The 16,173-nt window shown below is 63.1% G+C and carries 12 protein-coding genes; all 12 read right to left on the bottom strand.

What is annotated here, in order from left to right:
- Nucleotides 1-9: 9 nt before the first annotated feature.
- Nucleotides 10-1,731, bottom strand: a complete 1,722-nt coding sequence (locus C0058_RS00810) for a ShlB/FhaC/HecB family hemolysin secretion/activation protein (RefSeq protein ID WP_102367862.1) — start codon at nucleotides 1,729-1,731, stop codon at nucleotides 10-12.
- Between the two features lie 321 nt (nucleotides 1,732-2,052).
- A complete protein-coding gene (gene pgaD / locus C0058_RS00805; RefSeq protein ID WP_102367861.1) occupies nucleotides 2,053-2,535 on the bottom strand; it encodes a poly-beta-1,6-N-acetyl-D-glucosamine biosynthesis protein PgaD in 483 nt (160 codons plus the stop codon).
- Nucleotides 2,532-3,878, bottom strand: coding sequence for a poly-beta-1,6-N-acetyl-D-glucosamine synthase (gene pgaC, locus C0058_RS00800; RefSeq protein ID WP_003218180.1), 1,347 nt, complete (start codon nucleotides 3,876-3,878; stop codon nucleotides 2,532-2,534). Before pgaC ends, pgaD begins: the two co-directional genes overlap by 4 nt.
- A gap of 3 nt (nucleotides 3,879-3,881) precedes the next feature.
- The gene (gene pgaB / locus C0058_RS00795; RefSeq protein ID WP_102367860.1) at nucleotides 3,882-5,879 is read right to left on the bottom strand and encodes a poly-beta-1,6-N-acetyl-D-glucosamine N-deacetylase PgaB; all 1,998 of its coding nucleotides are present in this window, start codon (nucleotides 5,877-5,879) and stop codon (nucleotides 3,882-3,884) included.
- A 12-nt stretch (nucleotides 5,880-5,891) separates the two neighbouring features.
- Nucleotides 5,892-8,345: a poly-beta-1,6 N-acetyl-D-glucosamine export porin PgaA gene (pgaA, locus tag C0058_RS00790; RefSeq protein WP_102367859.1), complete on the bottom strand. Its 2,454-nt coding sequence runs from the start codon at nucleotides 8,343-8,345 to the stop codon at nucleotides 5,892-5,894.
- Between the two features lie 181 nt (nucleotides 8,346-8,526).
- A complete protein-coding gene (locus C0058_RS00785; protein ID WP_023659325.1) occupies nucleotides 8,527-10,023 on the bottom strand; it encodes a YdgA family protein in 1,497 nt (498 codons plus the stop codon).
- A 266-nt stretch (nucleotides 10,024-10,289) separates the two neighbouring features.
- On the bottom strand, nucleotides 10,290-10,922 hold the full coding sequence (locus C0058_RS00780; RefSeq protein WP_003218188.1) for a hypothetical protein: 633 nt from the start codon (nucleotides 10,920-10,922) through the stop codon (nucleotides 10,290-10,292).
- Between the two features lie 81 nt (nucleotides 10,923-11,003).
- Nucleotides 11,004-12,446 carry an efflux transporter outer membrane subunit gene (locus C0058_RS00775; protein WP_008433656.1) on the bottom strand — a complete coding sequence of 481 codons (1,443 nt, stop codon included), beginning with the start codon at nucleotides 12,444-12,446 and terminating at the stop codon, nucleotides 11,004-11,006.
- Entirely contained in the window at nucleotides 12,443-13,333 is an 891-nt protein-coding gene (locus C0058_RS00770) for an efflux RND transporter periplasmic adaptor subunit (RefSeq protein WP_003218191.1), read from the bottom strand. The genes C0058_RS00775 and C0058_RS00770 overlap by 4 nt, the downstream gene beginning before the upstream one ends.
- The gene (locus C0058_RS00765) at nucleotides 13,330-13,539 is read right to left on the bottom strand and encodes a DUF1656 domain-containing protein (RefSeq protein ID WP_003218193.1); all 210 of its coding nucleotides are present in this window, start codon (nucleotides 13,537-13,539) and stop codon (nucleotides 13,330-13,332) included. The genes C0058_RS00770 and C0058_RS00765 overlap by 4 nt, the downstream gene beginning before the upstream one ends.
- Nucleotides 13,536-15,614 carry an FUSC family protein gene (locus tag C0058_RS00760; protein ID WP_102367858.1) on the bottom strand — a complete coding sequence of 693 codons (2,079 nt, stop codon included), beginning with the start codon at nucleotides 15,612-15,614 and terminating at the stop codon, nucleotides 13,536-13,538. The genes C0058_RS00765 and C0058_RS00760 overlap by 4 nt, the downstream gene beginning before the upstream one ends.
- Complete coding sequence (locus C0058_RS00755; protein ID WP_008433651.1) at nucleotides 15,611-16,042, bottom strand: MarR family winged helix-turn-helix transcriptional regulator; 432 nt, start codon at nucleotides 16,040-16,042, stop codon at nucleotides 15,611-15,613. Before C0058_RS00755 ends, C0058_RS00760 begins: the two co-directional genes overlap by 4 nt.
- Nucleotides 16,043-16,173 lie beyond the last annotated feature (131 nt).

The following is a 16,173-nucleotide window of genomic DNA, read 5'->3' as shown; positions in this document are numbered from 1 at the left end:
GGCGTTGAATTACAGGAAGAAATCCATGCGGAAGTAGATCGGCGCTTCGCGCTCGCTCATCACTGCCGGGCGTTCCAGGGAATGGGCAAAGGTCACGCTGGTGCTGACGTATTTGCCACGGGCGAACAGCTCCAACGAGTTGCTCGAGACCCGGCCATGCACGTTGTCGTTGTAGCGGCCATTGCTGATCACACCCTGGTCGTAGCCGACGCTGGCGCCGTATTCGGCAAAGGCCGGGCGCATCCAGTCCCAGGTCACCGGGCGCGCCCAGCGCACGTCGTTGCGCCAGTAGCCGCCGCTGTCGCCGGTGAGCTGCTGGTCTTTGAAACCGCGCACCGAGGCCGAGCCGCCGAGGCTCATGCGTTGGGGGCTGAACAGAATGTCTTCACTGCGTTGGCCGGTGGCCAGGCTGGAGAAACTGAACGACTCACCCCATAGCGTGAACGGCTGCAAGTAGCTGACGGTGGCGGTGTATTTGCGGTAGCGCGCGTTGGGCAGGCGATTGCCGTACTGATCGCGCTCGTTTTCAGCTTGGGCATCGAAGGCGCCGATGCCGTTCTGCATGCCCAAGTCGAGGTTGACGAAGGCATTGCCGATGCGGCGGCCGTGGTTGATGCCCAGTTGCAGCTCGCTGAGGCGGTTGCTGCTGGTTTCGAGGTGAGCGTCGTTGATGTAGTTGTTGGTGCGCAAATGGGCCAGGCCGACGTTGACCGAGGTCTTGCTGACGTCGTCGCGATGGATCACGCGCTCGGCGCGCAGTTGATGGTTTTCGTTGTCGCCGTTCTGCTTGAATTTGTAGTCGTCGGTCACGCCGTAAGTGCGGTAATCACTCTCGCTGTAGGTGTAGCTGAAGTTCCACCAGCCCCACGGCACGTTGTAATACAGCATGCTGTTTTTCGAGGTTTTCTGGTGGTCGCTGACGGCATCGTGGCCGCCGCGCAACACCAACTGGTCGGCCAGGCCCAGCGGGCTGTCCCACTCAAGGCCGGCGCCCCACTGCTGTTCGCCGGTGCTTTTCTGCCCGTCGTTGTTGCGCGACAGGCTGGCGCGCCAGGGCTTTTGCGGGACGTTCTTGACCTGCACTTCACTGCCGCCCACCTGGCTGCCGGGGGTCAGTTCCATTTGCGCCTGCTTGGACGGCAAGCGATTCAACTGGTCCACCAACTGCTCGATTTCCCGCAGGTTGAGCTGCTCGCCGACCTTGCCGGGGAAGGCCATGGCCAGCTCGCGCGGGGACAGGTTGCTGCCGTCGGCGCCCTTCAAGCCTTCGAGCTTGCCTTCCACCACCAACACCTGGAGGTGGCCGGTGGAAAGGTCCTGCTGCGGCAAGTAAGCACGGCTGGTAACCATGCCTTTGTCGATGTAGTAGTCGGTGATCGACTTGAGCACTTGGTTGAGCTGGGAGACGCCCAGGCACTGGCCGATATACGGCTTGAGCAGGCGCTCGCGGTCCGGTGCAGGCAGGCTGTCGGCACCCTTGAGTTCGATGTCTTTGATCGGGAAGCAACGGGTGTCGGCCGGGGTGGCAGGCGCTTCGGGCTTGGCTTCTTTGCCGGGCAGTTCCTTGAGGTCTTCAAGGCGCCGGCGCTGTTCTTCCAGCAGACGGTTTTGCCGGTCGCGGATCAGGTCCTGATCGCCAGGCGTGGGCGCAGCCGTCGCACTATTGAGTGCGAAGCAAGTCAGCAGGCAAACGCCCAGCAGCAGCCGAGTCCGTGGCAATAATAAAGACATGTTCGATCCGTCGAAAAAGCGGGGGCCGGCAAACTAACATCGAACTTCCGGTGGGCCAAGATTCTGGCTTAGTGGGAAGTTATGTTTAACAGGCATATAAGTTGCTGATTATTAACAATAAATAAATCATGCAACGTTTAATTGCTTGCAATTGGAATTTTTATTCCGACAAGCGGTAACAGTTTTGATACACCTCCAATGGTGGCGCTTACAATTGCCATTACTTGGCCATCAATGCGGTATCAAGACTGGTTAGTAGCCAAAAGATGAGAAAAGTTCGCGGTTATTTTGTGAATTGGATCCCATTTTTCGATATCCCGGTTAACCAATCTCCTTGGTCCGCTCCTGCCCCGCCACCAACTTCAACCCTGGCCGCTCCACATGCCGGGACACATGGGCTGTCACTTCCTGCACACCCCCTTCGTGGTCGTTATGAATCACCAGCACACCCGGGCGGCGCAGTTGCTCCAGGTCACCTTCCCCCAGGCTGAAGCTGTCGCTCAAATGCTGGTCGCTCAAGGCCTTGGCCGCCGAGCGCCGCTGGGCAAAGTGCTTGCCACGTCGCTGCTGGTAGCGTGCCCAACTGATCAGTACCATCGCGTTGAAGACGGCAATCCACAGGTAGATCTGCAAGGTATCCAGCGCCGCGAAAATCGGCGCATCGATCCGCGGGCCGCCGTGGCTGTCGAGCATCGGCACCAGCCCGCGCACCAGCAGGATAATCAGCCCGGCCCAGGCCAGCAGGGTCAGGAATACGTCGATGGCCCACATCACCGGGCGCTGTTGGGTTCGGATCAGGTTCATGGCTGCACATCCGTAGTGGGGGCTTTGATCCCGCGATCCGGGCTGACCCAGCGCGCGCGTTTCTGGTGTTGGCGGAACAACACTTTGGGGAAGCTGACCAGGGTGGTGAACAGGCTCACCAGCCAGAACACCAACGGGTACCAGACGGTCCAGAACAGGGTTTTCCACAGGCCCTTTTCATAGCGCCGGTCGATCATGATGCTCACCGCGAACTGCACCAGGCACACCACCGCCAGCAGCAGGCCGGTGAAGGCCGGCGGCATCAGCGAGTCGACGGCGATGGCGGCGGGCAGCGTCACCACCTTGCCCACGGCCCAGAAAATCACCGAGAGCAAAAAGGTGAAGGCCCAACCGGTGGACAGGCAGTATTCGAACAGCAGCGGCCACAGGTAGCGATGGCGCCATTGCCAGATGCCACGAATATTTTTGAACAGCACTTCAGCGCCGCCCTGGGCCCAGCGCAGGCGTTGCTTCCACAGGCCGCCGAGGGTTTCCGGCATCAGGATCCAGCACAGCGCGCGGGGCTCGTAGAAGATGCTCCAGTGGTCCAGTTGCAGCTTCCAGCTCACGTCGATGTCTTCGGTGATCATGTCGGTGCTCCAGTAGTCGACCCGGTCCAGGGCCGCCCGCCGAAACGCCACCACCACGCCGGAGACGGTGAAGATCCGCCCGAAGACCCGCTGGGTGCGCTTGATCAAGCCGATGATCGAAGAGAACTCGCCCACCTGCACCCGGCCGATCAAGGTGGAGCGCGTGCGAATCCGCGGGTTGCCAGTGACGGCCCCCAGGCGCGGGTTGTCGAGCATCGGCGCCACCAGGTACGCCGCGGTGTTCGGCGAGAGCAACGCATCGCCGTCGATGCACACCAGGTATTCGCTGCGCGCCGCCACTGCGCCCATGCGCAAGGCCACAGCCTTGCCCTGGTTTTGCGCCAGGTGCAGCACCCGCAGGCGCGGCTCTTTCAGCGCCAGCGCATCGAGCACGGCGGCGGTGTTGTCGCTGGAGCCGTCGTTGATCGCGATCACTTCGATGTTACGGTATTGCTGGGCCAACGCGGCACCGATGGTCTCGGCGGCGTTGTCGCCTTCGTTGTAGCAAGGGATCAGGATCGAGATCAGTGGCTCGCCGGCGAGTACCGGCGCCGGTGTGTCATCCGCCCACGGCCAGTGGCGCTCCCAGTGCAGCCAGAAGTACAGGCCGCCAGCGATCCACAAGCCGGACATGAACAGCGGATAGAAGAAGACGAAGTCCATCAGGAACTGCCCGGTGACCAAAAAGATCAGCCCAAGGGGCACACCCAATACCAATGACAAGACGATAAGCGCGAGGATTCTGTCGAACATGAGTCAAGGATTCCACTGGTTGGAAAGGGCCGGACGCACGGTTTTCAGATCCGGCGAATTCTCCAGGAAGTTGTCGGGGTAGTAGCCAAAACTGGTCACGCCCTGACGCTTGAGCACGCCCATCCACTCGGCCATTTGTGCACCGTCCAGATCGGGGGCGGCCGAGGTACGCCAGTCCTTGGCTTGCAACTCGAAGACTGTGCGTTGCAGCGCGCCGGGGCGGGCCTTGACGGTGGCCACGAGCTTTTCCAGCCAGGCGTTGGAGCCCTTGAGGTCCTGGCCTTCCATCAGCGGCATGGCCATCGGCGCAGTCCAGTCGTAGCTGGTGAGGAAGTCGTCGAGGTTCTGCGCGAACCAGGCTTCGCTGCCCGGGTTGAGCATCGGTTCGGCGAAGATATTGCGTGCAGTCTGCACCTGCGGGCCGCGCAGCTTGCGGACCTTGGCCGTCAGCTCATGGGTGAAGTCGATCAGGTAGCGGCTCTTGAAACGCGTCCAGCGGTGCATCACCGCAGGGTCGGCGCGCAGGGCTTCGATGGTGTCCGGCAGGCCATTGGCGGCGTAGGCCTTGAGCGCCAGCGGGCTGGCGTCTTCGAAGTCCGACAGCACCGCGTCGTCGTGGAACAGCACGCCGTCGATGGCACTGGTGCGCGCCAGGTCTTCGTAGATCTCACCGATGACCTGCCGCACTTTCGGATCGAACGGCGACAGGCGCTGGTACTGGTCCGGGTCGATGGCGACCTTGCCGGTTTGCGGGTCCCAACGGGTAACGCGGGGCAGCTTCGAATCGAGGGCGAAACTGAGCACCGGCATCCAGGCAAATACGTTCACGTGGGCCCGGGTGCGCAGTTGCCAGGTGACGCGGTTGAACAGGTCGGCGCGCACCGGCAAATGGCGGTTGGGGAAGTACAGCGAACGCACCAGGCCATCGCCCTTGGGGTCGGCGAAAGCCTGCAGGAACACGGTGCTGGCACCCATGTCGACCACACGCTGGATCAGTTTGTCGAGGTTGCGCACCTGCTGTTCCGGGTCCGGGTCGTAGACGTTGTCCAGGTCCACATGCAGCACCCGCAGCGGGGCTTCAGTCTGGGTCGCGACGATGGCGTTGGCGTAGTGTTCGCCGTCCGGGTCGGAGGCCACCAGGAAGCGCGGGCTGCTCATCAGGTTGCCGAGGCTGTCGAGACCGTCTTCCAGGGTCAGGGCCATCTGGTAACCCTGCTCGCCCACCACCGCCAGCGAGGTGCCATCGGCAGCGCCGTAAGGCCACACCCACACGCGCGGCGCCTTGCCGGTGACGGCGCGGATCTTGTTGGAGATCGCCGTCACGTCGGTGCGCATCCGCGCCTGGAACTGGGCTTCGGTTTCGTAGCGATGGGTCGCCGGGTCAAAGCGTCGGGTGGTGGCGGCCGGTTGCAGGTTGCCTTGTGGGTTGGCCAGCACGCCCTTGTGGTTGGCGTCGGTGTGCGCGGCGATTTCCACCAGGCCGGACTGGGCGATTTCGCGCACCTGCTGCCAGGTCAGGAAGTCCGAACGCGGCCGAGGTGTACCGGCGAAATCCACCGGCTGGTTCAGCGGCGTATCCACCCACGAACCCACCGGCGCCAGCAGCGCGTGCCAGTTGTAGCTGCGCAGGATCGGCATCACACGGGTGTAGAAGCTCGCGTAGCCGTCATCGAAACTGAGCATGATCGCCTTCGCCGGCAACTCCGGGCCGCCGTTGCGGGCCGCCAAAATCTGGTCGACGGTGACGGGCTGGTAGCCGTTTTCCCGCAGCCACGCCAACTGCTCGATCAAACGTTCGGTGCGCACGGCCACGACGGCCTGATCGGGGTCGCGGTCCTCGATGTCGTGGTAGGCGATACCGAGGAAATGGTTCTTCGGCCACGCCGCTTCGCTGGCAGGCTTGAGCCGCTCGGCGGGTGGAGTGAAAGGTGCGGGTTGCTGGGCGCAAGCGCTGCTCAGCATTAACCCCAGGGCCAACAGGCAACGGGACAAGACGGGCATGATCGGACTCTTCTAGAAGCGGTAGGTGAGGTCGACGATCAGGCGCAGGTCGCTTTCGCGCTCACCGTCATAAGGTCGGCTGATCCAGCTGAGGTTGGCGCCGGTTTCGAGCACGTCGTTCCAGCGAAACCGCTGGCCGTAGCCCACCAGTGCAACGCCGCCGGTACCGTAGTCGCGCTGGCTGTAGGTGCCCGCCCCCACCTGGAACTGCTGGCTCCACTGGGTTTCGTAGCGGTGGTAGAGCACGTGGTTGACGGTGGCCGTGGGCAGCACGCTGAAGTCCGAGCGCGGGTTGAAGTACGGCGTGTCTTCCTTGGTGTTGCGGCTGGTGCCGACTTCCAGGCCCAGGTCGACTTGCACCCCCGGCGAGCTGTACACGCCCTGGCGACCGGTGAGCAGCGCTTCAAGGCGGTTGTTGCCGTCGCTGAAGTGGGACGGGCTCAGGGCCAGTTTCCATTCGCGGCTTTCGTTGGCGCGCCAGCGGATAAACCCGCTGCCGCCGTTGGCAGTAATGTCGGCATTCAGTGCCCGCAGCGGGGTGCTCGCGGAGAGGTAATCGAGACTGCCGCCGTACTGCCATTGGTCATTGATGTCGCGGGCAATCGCGATGCGTGCGCCCTGCTTGTCGCCAAAGCCGTAGGAGTGGTTGGAGACCTCGGCTTCGAGGGTCATGTCGCGGGTGCGCCGCTCTACACCGAGGCGCTGCCAACGGTGTTGGCCGGTGCCTTCTTCGAAATCGGCGGTGGCGTAGCCGGCCCCGCCAAACACGCGCCAGTCTTCATCGATGGGCGGGCTGTAGAGCAAGGTTTCGATGCCGAAATCGCGGCTGCCGGACACCGCGCCCGCGCCGTTATCGCCGCCGCCGTTGCTTTTGCCGGTGTAGGCCTCGACGCGCAATTCGGCCATGTCGTGCACATCCCGCAGGCGGCTGAGGCGCTGTACCTGGCGGTTGTCCGGGGCGCGGTCGACCACGTCATCGGTGAGTGCATCGAGCTGACGCCATTCCTGCAGATCGAGGGCAGTGTGGCCTTGGGAAACCTCCAGGCCGATGTCGCGCGGGGCCTGGGCTTCGGTTTCCTTGAGGGTGTTTTCGGCGCGCCGTGGCCAGTCGCGGGCACGGTACATATCGGCCTGGGCCAGGCGCAGGCCGATATTGCCCGGGGCCTGTTGCACCAGGGCTTCCAGGCCTTTTTCGCTGGCGGGCAGGTCGGCGCCATAGGTGCCGGCCTGGGCGGCCAATTGTTGGGCGTCCATCCAGGCGTCGTTGGGGTTGCCGATGGGCAAGCCCTTGAGCTCGACCCGGGGTTTCTGGGTGCTCGCCAGGTTGTCGGCGACTTCGCGAGCTTCCACCACTTGATCGTTTTCGAGCAGGGCGTAGAACAGCGCGGTGCTGTCTTCGACGTGATCGCCGGCGTCCGCATCGCTTGCCGCCAGGGCCTGGCGATACAGCGGCGCGGCCTTTTCCGGCTGGCGCTGGTCGAGGTAGGCGGCAGCGACCCAGCGCAGGGCGTAGGTCGGCAGTTGCACGCCTTCGCCCTTCAGCACTTCGTAGTCGCGGATCACCTCGGCGGTGCGCGCCCGGGCTTTCAGCGCGCCCAGACGGTCGATGCGCCAGCGCACCACGTCGTCATGGGCGTTGGCATCCGGTGTCCAGGTGGTGAGCAGTTGGTCGTAATCCTTGAGGGCACGGTCGGCGATGACGTAGCGCTCTTTTTCACTGCGGGTCGCGAACTCGGCCATGCGCACGCGCTCGGCGGCCAGGTCGCCTTCGAGGCGGCGTTGGGTGACCGGGTCCAACAGGCCAGGGCGCCGGGCAGCGAGGCGCAGGGCCGGTTCCGGCAGGCGCGCACGTTGCAGGGCGACGATGTATTCGCGGACGACTTCAGGTTTGTTGCCGGCACGCATGAACGCCTGGTCGAATTCGAACAGCGCGTCATAGGTAGAGCCGGCACGGGTCAGTGCGTAACCCAGGGCCATGCGGCGGTCGGCGTCGTCGGGCTTGGCGGCCACCAGGGCGCGGGTGCGCTGCATCGCTTCAGCGGTCTGGCCGGCGTCCGCCTGGGTCAGGGCCAGGCCGAGTTGCAAGTCCGGGTTATTCGGCTCGCGCAGCAACGCCTGGCGATACACGGCAATCGCCGGTTCCCAACGCTGCTGGTTGCGATAGGTGCGGGCGACGGTGGCCAGCGCCTGGGTGGTGAGGGTGCGTGAGCGGCCCTGGGCCTCGTAGACCGTCAGCACCTCGGCGTCCTGGCGCGCCCAGCTGGCAATCAACAGGTGATCGCTGACCTGCCCCGGCGTCTGGCGCTCGGCGGGCATTTGGCGCAACAGGTTGAGGGCCGGACCATAGTTGCCACTGCGGGCCTGGTTGATCAGCGAATCATAGGCCGCATCGGCCGATGCCACGACGGGCCAGAGCAGTTGGCTGCACAGGGCCAGGCGGATAAACGGATGAATATTACGCGACATGTCGTCAGCTTCCTCACCAGGGAAAGCTGTAGCGATAAGTTCACCTGCACGACACTCCAGGCGGCCGGCATCTGATGACGCGGCCAAGCTTTCCCGGGGCGCAATATCCTTGAGGGGGGTACAAAAAAGGCCAATTCAGAACAATTGTTCAGAATTGGCCTACATCACTTTGAGCCGAATCTTATTGAGCGCCGCTGACCGCGCCGAACTTGCCCAGCACAAAACCAATGAATTGCTCGACGGTCATTTTCTGGCCGTTGAAGGTCACTTCATTGTTGGCGTAGTGCAGCTTGGACACGATATCGGTACCCACCAGGGTCGCCAGTTGAGTACCCACGGCCATGCCGCTGATCATCTCGCTGGCCATCTGGGATTGCTGCTCGATGGCTTTCGGGTCGGTCACACCACCGATCTGCGCCTGCAGGCCGGCAACGTCCTGGATCATCGGCTTGGACAGGGTCAGGTTGGCGTCCAGCAGCGCAACGATTTGCTTGCCCAGTTCAACCGGCGGCAGGTCCATGCTCGACGGCTTGGCGAAGTCCGCCACCAGGTTGAAGCGGCTCTCGCCATTGGTGGTTTTCAGCGACAGGTTTTCTACCGCCACTTGCGGCTTGGCAGCCAGCAGTTGGTCGACGTTGGCCTGGGCCAGGGTCTGCTCGGCTTCGGTCAGTTGCAACTCAGGCACGGGCTGGCCAGCAGCGGCAGCGGCCTGGGCCGGCTGTACTTTTTCCTGGTAGAGCTTGGTCAGTACCAGCATCGACGGGATGTCGACGTTCTTCATGCTGACGGCCATGGCCGCCGAACCCACTGGCTTGCCCTGGTAACCGATCTCGTCGATCTTGTAGTCGACGCGGCCGGCCAGGTTGTTGTCCTTGGTTTCGCTGCTGTCTTTCTGCTCAAAGTTCTTGAGAGTCAGCACTGCTTGCTGCGGGCCGAAGGTGACCTTGGTGTTGGTCAGCTCGACGGTGTTTTGCCCGGTGTAGAAACCGAAGGTGGTTTTTTCCAGGTTGCTGGCGATGGTCAGGCCGCTCAGCTCCGCATCCAGCTTGGCGTTGTTGGCATCGATGACCGAGACCTTGAGGCTGTCCATGTAGCCGCTGGCCTTGACCTTCTTGCCTTCGGCGGTGGAGTCGAAGTCGAGGTTGGCGCCGGAGAAGCTCACGGCCGACTTGTCGTCCTTGAGTTCCAGGGGCAGCAGTTCAACGTTGCCGGTCACCGAGCGGTCATAACCGATGTTGGCCACGCCTTTGAGGGGCGACACGTCCTTGCTGGCAGCGAACCATTTTTCGGTGGTGGGGTTTTTCTCGAGTTCGTAGTGACTGGTGGCCATGACCGGCAGCCACTTCAGCGACACCAGGCGCGAGAACGGCAACGGGCCGTGTTCGATATGGTCGACGAACAGCAGTTCGGTGTCCTGATGATTTTCGCCGAACACCGCGCCCTGGGCCTTGAGGCGATAGTGGGCGGTGCTGCTGAACAGCTGACGGTCGAGGGAGACCAGTTCGAGGGTCACAGTGCCGTCGACACCGGCCATGGAGGTCTGCAGTTCCTTGTTGGCGTCCTGGATGGCGGTTTGCAGCACCGGCTCCAGTTGCTTGCCGGTGTACCAGGCACCGCCTGCGCTGATTGCACCAATGGCGACGACGATACCCAAGAGAACGACTGCTGGCTTATTCATGTAGTGACCTGATCAAATCCTGTGAAGTGGGCTGTCTTCCCTGAACCCCGAAGGGTGTCGGCTCAAGCCCGCCGAAATCCGGGGAAGATTAGCATTGGCTGGCGTATGCAGCCCAATTTTTCAATAGGCGCAGACTTCAGCGCTGAACGGTAAAGTGCCTTCGCGAGCAAGCCCGCTCCCACATTCGACTGCATTCCAAAGATGGAACTCGATCGAATGTGGGAGCGGGCTTGCTCGCGAAGGCGTCAGTACAGACACCACAGATTTCAGGAATACTCGGTTTCGATCTCATCGAGTTGATGGTCGAAGCTTTTCAGGCGCGCCGTCCACGTATACACCAGCACCTCAAACTCACGGTGAATCACCGCATTGCCCGGCGTATCCGACTTGGGATCATAAAAATCCAGCTGGTAACGCTCTCGCGCCATCGCAGTGGCCACATCGGATAATTCCCGGGCGTTATTCAGCCAATGCCGTCCGTCGGCGACTTGCCGATCAAGCATCACACATTGTTTTTTCAGGGCTTCGAGGCTTTTTTCCAGCGGTGTGCCGGTCAGTTCGCCCATGACTTCCTGGAAGGTGCGCCCCGGCTGCCAGTAGCTGCCCCAGAAGTAGCGGTCGAACACCGTCTCGACCCGGCGCAGGGCAACCTTGGTATCCCAGATCGCCACGCGGGTCTTGCCTTGTTCGAGCAGTCTTCGCTTGATTCGCTGGCCCTGGTAGGAGGCCCAGGCCACCACGCCGATGGACAGCACCGCGATCAGCGCGCTGGCGCTGTCGAGGAACACCATGGCCTTGTCGATTTGATGGGCCAGCATGATGCCGTAGAAGTAAGTCGCCGATAGCAACACCAGTGCGAAGAACACGCACCAGAAAGCGGGAGCATAAGGGTTTTTCATTATTGGAATCCCCATGAGCAAACGCGAGCAGTGACCAGCGGACCATCACGTAAGTCCGCCTGTCAAAGCATAGCAATCAGCTCAGGGTTTGCTGGCTTGTGTGGCTTGCGTTCGTCCACTTTCCCAGCCGCCGCCCAGGGCCAGGAACAAATCGATCTGGCTCATGGCAACCTGGGTGTTCGCCGCGGCCAGTTGCGCCCGCACGTCGGTGTAGGTGCGGGTGGCTTGCAGGTCGGCCAGGAACGACGCGCGGCCGGCCTGGAAGAACCGGTGCGTCTGCTCCGCCGCCTCTTTGGCCGACGCGCCGGCATCCGCCAGGGCATCGCGGCGTTGCAGTTGCGCGGTGTATTGCGCCAGGCCCGTCTGGGTTTCACGGATAGCGTTGAGCACCACCCCGTCGAAGTGCGCCAGGGCGCCCTGGGTCGCGGCTTCGGCTTCGTGGATGCGGGCGCGGGCGCCGTTGGTCGGCAGCGTCCAGCTGATCAGCGGGCCAAAGCCCCAACGGTTGGTGGCCGGCGTGCCGAGGTCATCCAGGATGCCGACGGTGCCCACGGTGGCGCCGATACTGATGTCCGGGTACAGCGCGCCGGTGGCCACACCGATGCGCGCGGTGGCCGCCGCCAGTTGGCGTTCGGCCTGGCGCACGTCAGGGCGACGCTTGAGCAGCGTGGCGCCATCGCCCACCGGCAGCAGTTGCGCGATGTGCGGCAGTTCGGCGCATTGGGCAGTGCCGGCCGGCAGTTGATCCAGCGGCCTGGCCAGCAACATCGACAGGCGGAACAGCCCGGCCTGGCGCAGTGCTTCATAGCGCGGCATTTCGGCGCGCAAGGATTTGTATTGGGTTTGCGAACGGGTGACCTGGGTTTCATCACCGCGCCCGGCATCCCGCAGGCGCTGGGTCAGGTGCGTGCTCTGGGCTTGCAGGTCGAGGGACTCGTTGGCGATCGCCAGCTCTTCGTTGGCCGCACACACCTGGGTGTAGGAGCGCACCACGTCCGCCACCAGGGTGATACGGGCGATATCGGACGCCGCCTGGGCCGCATCGGCAGTGGCCTGGGAGCTTTCAATGCCGCGCTGCAAGGTGCCGAACAAATCGAATTGATAGGAGGTGCTGATACTGGCGCTGCCGATATTCGCCACCGGGACTTTTTCCGTCAGCAAATAGGCCTCACCCGATTCTTGCAGGCGCTGGGCTTCGGCCTTGGCGCCGGCACTCCAGCCGCCGGCCGATTCGGCTTGCTGCACCTGATAGCGCGAGCGCTGCAAGTTGGCCGCAGCCACCCGCAGGTCGGTGTTGGAGGCCATGGCCTGCTCCACCAGCTTATCCAGGCGCGGGTCCTGGTAGAGCTTCCACCAGTCCGCCGGTACCGGCGCCGACACCACATTGCTGCCCTCCCCGGCCAACTGGCCCTGAAGGTCACCGCGGTTCACGGCCGCCTTGTCCGGCAGTTTGTAATCGGGCCCCACCACTTGGCAGGCCGACAGCAACAACCCCAGCCCGGCGGTTGCTAAAAGCCGTTTCATGGCTTGTTCTCCGACTTGGGTTGGTCGTCGATGATCGACACGGTGGCGGTGCGCCCGGCAATCATGCGGAAGTCTGCCGGCACATCGTCAAACGCAATGCGCACCGGAATCCGCTGGGCCAGGCGCACCCAGCTGAACGCCGGGTTGACGTTCGGTAGCAGGTTGGAGCCGCTGGTGCGGTCACGGTCTTCGATACCGGCGACGATGCTCTGCACATGCCCGCGCAGACGAGCGTTGTCGCCGATCACGCGGATGTCGACGCTCTGGCCGACGTGAATGCCGTCGAGCTTGGTCTCTTCAAAGTAGCCGTCGATGTGGAAGGAGTTGCTGTCCACCACCGACAACACCGGACGCCCGGCGGTCACGAACTCCTGGTTACGCGGCGCACGGTCGTTGATGTAGCCGTCCACGGGGCTGCGGATCACCGAGCGGTCCAGGTTGAGTTGCGCGGCATCCACCGCCACTTGCGACTCGGCCAGGGCCGATTGGGCACGGGCGACGCGGGACTGGCTTTCTTCCAGTTGCTCGCTGGCCACCAGGTTGCCGAGGCCACGGTTACGCTTGTTCTCGCGCACGGCCTGGGCCAGGGTTTCCTGACGGTCGGCCACGGCGGCCTGGGCCTGGCGCAGGGCCAGCTTGAAACGGTCCTGGTCGACGGAGAACAGCACCTGGCCGCGCACCACCAACTGGTTGTCGCGCACGTCCACTTGCTGGATCAGCCCGGACACGTCCGGGGCGATCTGCACGATGTCGGCACGGATGTGGCCGTCACGGGTCCACGGCGCGAACATGTAGTACATCACCATGCGCCACACCACGACGCAGGCGAAGGTCACCACCAGTAACGTCAGGACTACACGGCCAATGGTCAAAAAAGGTTTTTTCATGTCATGAGGTATCGACTGAGTGAATCCACTGCGCCCAGCAACAGAGCGTAGAGACCCACATTGAACAATGCCCGGTGCCAGACCAGGCGATAGAAGTGGACGCGGGTCAACAGCCCGTGCACCACCAGGTACAACACATACGTAATGCCCATCAGCACCAGCAACGTGGGCAGGAACACCCCGCTGATATCCAGATCACCGATCATAAAGGCGCTCCATCGGGTAACGGCGCTTCCATCTCTGTGCCGCCAAGAAATTCCACGCCGGGCAACAGCGCCAGGCGCAAGCCGCTGAGGGCGTGCAACAAATGCAGGCGGGTTTCGTCCTCGCCTTGCAGGCCCTGGCCGTTGAGGGCGCGGCGGGTACGGTCGAGGGTCATCAGCAGACCGCTGGGGGCCGGCAGACGTTCACCGGCCTTGAGGCAGGCCTTGAAGTAACCGCCGACGCCTTCCACCACCTGGTTCAACAACACCCGCGGCACCCCGAGGATGCGCGGCGAGTACGCCAGCAGGTCCAGCAGGTTCAGCGCCACCCGCACTTCCCGCAGGGCGATGCCGGTGTCCTGGCCGGTCATGGCCAGGCGCGGCAGGTGTTGCATCAGGCGGTCGAGCATTTGCACGCCCATCTTGCGGTGTTCGGCCAGGGTCGCAGGCTCGGTCAGGGTGACGATGTCGCGCCAGCTGAAACGGGTCAGGCGCTTGGCCGCAAGCTCAGCGCCGAACGGCCGGGCAATCAGGGTCCAGACAAAGGCGAACAACAGGCCCACCGGGCCCGCCAGGTTGGAGTTGGCAAAGGCCAGGAAGTCCGCGTCGTAGGCACCCTGGATGCTGATGAACGACGAGGTGTTGACCAGCGTCAGCAGCATGCCGAGGTAGAAACGCGGCTGTACCGTCAGTGTACCGATGCAGATAAAGGGCACCGAAAACGCCAGCACCAGCATCGGGAAATCGTGCAGGTTGGGCAGCACCAGAAACAGGTAGAGGCTGGCGAACAGCACCGACATCGCGGTCCAGAAAAAGAACCGGTAGATCTGCGGCGCCGGGTCGTCCATGGAGGCGAAGAAGCTGCAGGCCACCGCCGCGAGGATCACCGCGCTGCCACCGTCGGTCCAGCCCAGCAGGATCCACAACACCGAGGCGACGATGATCGCGGTGACGGTGGAAAACGCCGAGTAGAACATCAGGCCACGGTCGAGGAATGGCGTCAGCCGGCCCAGGCGCCAGTGGCGGTAAACTGCGCGCCAGCTGTCCTGGCTTTCGCACTGGATGGCGGCTTGCAGGCTGCGGCAGTCTTGCCACAGATCCACCCACTCGCCCAGGCGATACAGGGCGTTGGAGAACAGCAACTGATGGCGGTCATCCAGGGCGTCGGCATCGGGTTGCAGGGCTTCGATCTGGTCGCGCAGGACACGCCAGCGTTCGAGGGGCGCATCCTTTTGCGTGCTGGCCAGCCACTCGTTGGCGGCGGTCAGCAGCGGCGTGAAGCGCTCGAGCAATTCCGGCGCGCGGTGTTCCAGGGCGTACACGGCGTCGTCCAGTGCGTCGATCACCGGCAGCAGGTGGATCATCCGCCCGCGCAGCTCCTTTGTATTGCGCACCGTTTGCGGCCGGGAGCCCTCGTGGGGCAGTTGGCCGATCATCAATTCCAGGGTGTTGAAGGTAGCGACCATGCCGCCGCGCAGGGTGCTGATTTCCTCGGGTTGCACGTTGCGGCTGAGGAAGCGCTGGCTGTAGACCTGGGCGTCGGCAAACCACTTGCTCACCGAGTCATCGAACACCGGCGCCAGGCGTCGCGGCCAGAACATCGCCCCCACCACCGCCGCCACGGCGATGCCAAGGAAGATCTCTTCGGTCCGCGCTTCGGCCACATCCCACACCGCCAGCGGGTTATCCACCACCGGCAGGGCGATCAGCGGCAAGGTGTAGCCGGCCAGCATCAGCGCATAGCTGTTGGCGGTGCGCAGGTGCAGGGACAGGAACAGCAGAATCCCGGTCCACAGCGCGATCACCACCACCAGCAGGTAAGGCGTCTGCACAAACATCGGCACAAAAAACACCGCAGCGGCGGCGCCCATGAAGGTACCGACCGCCCGGTACAGCGCCTTGGAACTGGTAGGGCCGACAAACGGGCTGGAAACGATATACACCGTGGCCATCGCCCAATACGGACGCGGCATTTGCATCAGCATGGCGATGTACAACGCGATCATTGAAGCGGCGAATGTCCTTACGCCGTAGAACCAATCCCTGGCCGGCGGCATGCCGGTAAAAAATCCGTTCAAGAACTCACAACCATGGGATGTTGATTGGCACCTTCGAAGGCCCGCAGTACACGCAAAGCAGCTTCCAGGTCATCGGGGTCGATTGTCGCCAGCACCTCGCGGCGCAGGCGCACCAGTTGCTGTTCCACTGCCTGCACCAGCTCGCGGCCACGCGCGGTGAGGCTCAAGGCCTTGGCGCGGCGGTCGTGGATGTCTTCGGTGCGGCACACATAGCCGGAACTGCACAGCTGATCCAACAGGCGCACCAGGGACGGGCTTTCCATCCCGGCGGCCTGGGCTACCTTCACCTGGTGCACACCGTCGCCGAGGCGGCCGATCATCAGCAGCGGCACAGCGCAGGCTTCGGAGATGCCATAGCTGACGAGCGTGGTCTGGCAGATTTTGCGCCAGGTCCTGGCACCTACCACCATGCTGCTGCTGATGTTCATCTGGAGTTGTTCGAGGGTCTGGGACACTGGATTATTCGCATACAGTTAGTTTGCTAACTATCAATATGGTCGATGGATCCAATGCAGTCAAGTTTTGATACAAATTTGCGGATGGGAGGATGGCCCGTGGG

It is taken from the genome of Pseudomonas sp. NC02, assembly GCF_002874965.1.
Lineage (GTDB): Bacteria > Pseudomonadota > Gammaproteobacteria > Pseudomonadales > Pseudomonadaceae > Aquipseudomonas.
This window is presented reverse-complemented; position numbering and strand designations above follow the sequence as displayed.

What these genes read in the sequence shown, in the direction of transcription:
- C0058_RS00770 (WP_003218191.1), bottom strand. Translation starts at nt 13,333, where the DNA reads ATGAAAAAACCTTTTTTGACCATTGGCCGTGTAGTCCTGACGTTACTG.
- pgaA (WP_102367859.1), bottom strand. Translation starts at nt 8,345, where the DNA reads ATGTCGCGTAATATTCATCCGTTTATCCGCCTGGCCCTGTGCAGCCAA.
- C0058_RS00810 (WP_102367862.1), bottom strand. Translation starts at nt 1,731, where the DNA reads ATGTCTTTATTATTGCCACGGACTCGGCTGCTGCTGGGCGTTTGCCTG.
- pgaD (WP_102367861.1), bottom strand. Translation starts at nt 2,535, where the DNA reads ATGAACCTGATCCGAACCCAACAGCGCCCGGTGATGTGGGCCATCGAC.
- pgaC (WP_003218180.1), bottom strand. Translation starts at nt 3,878, where the DNA reads ATGTTCGACAGAATCCTCGCGCTTATCGTCTTGTCATTGGTATTGGGT.
- C0058_RS00785 (WP_023659325.1), bottom strand. Translation starts at nt 10,023, where the DNA reads ATGAATAAGCCAGCAGTCGTTCTCTTGGGTATCGTCGTCGCCATTGGT.
- C0058_RS00775 (WP_008433656.1), bottom strand. Translation starts at nt 12,446, where the DNA reads ATGAAACGGCTTTTAGCAACCGCCGGGCTGGGGTTGTTGCTGTCGGCC.
- pgaB (WP_102367860.1), bottom strand. Translation starts at nt 5,879, where the DNA reads ATGCCCGTCTTGTCCCGTTGCCTGTTGGCCCTGGGGTTAATGCTGAGC.
- C0058_RS00755 (WP_008433651.1), bottom strand. Translation starts at nt 16,042, where the DNA reads ATGAACATCAGCAGCAGCATGGTGGTAGGTGCCAGGACCTGGCGCAAA.
- C0058_RS00765 (WP_003218193.1), bottom strand. Translation starts at nt 13,539, where the DNA reads ATGATCGGTGATCTGGATATCAGCGGGGTGTTCCTGCCCACGTTGCTG.
- C0058_RS00780 (WP_003218188.1), bottom strand. Translation starts at nt 10,922, where the DNA reads ATGAAAAACCCTTATGCTCCCGCTTTCTGGTGCGTGTTCTTCGCACTG.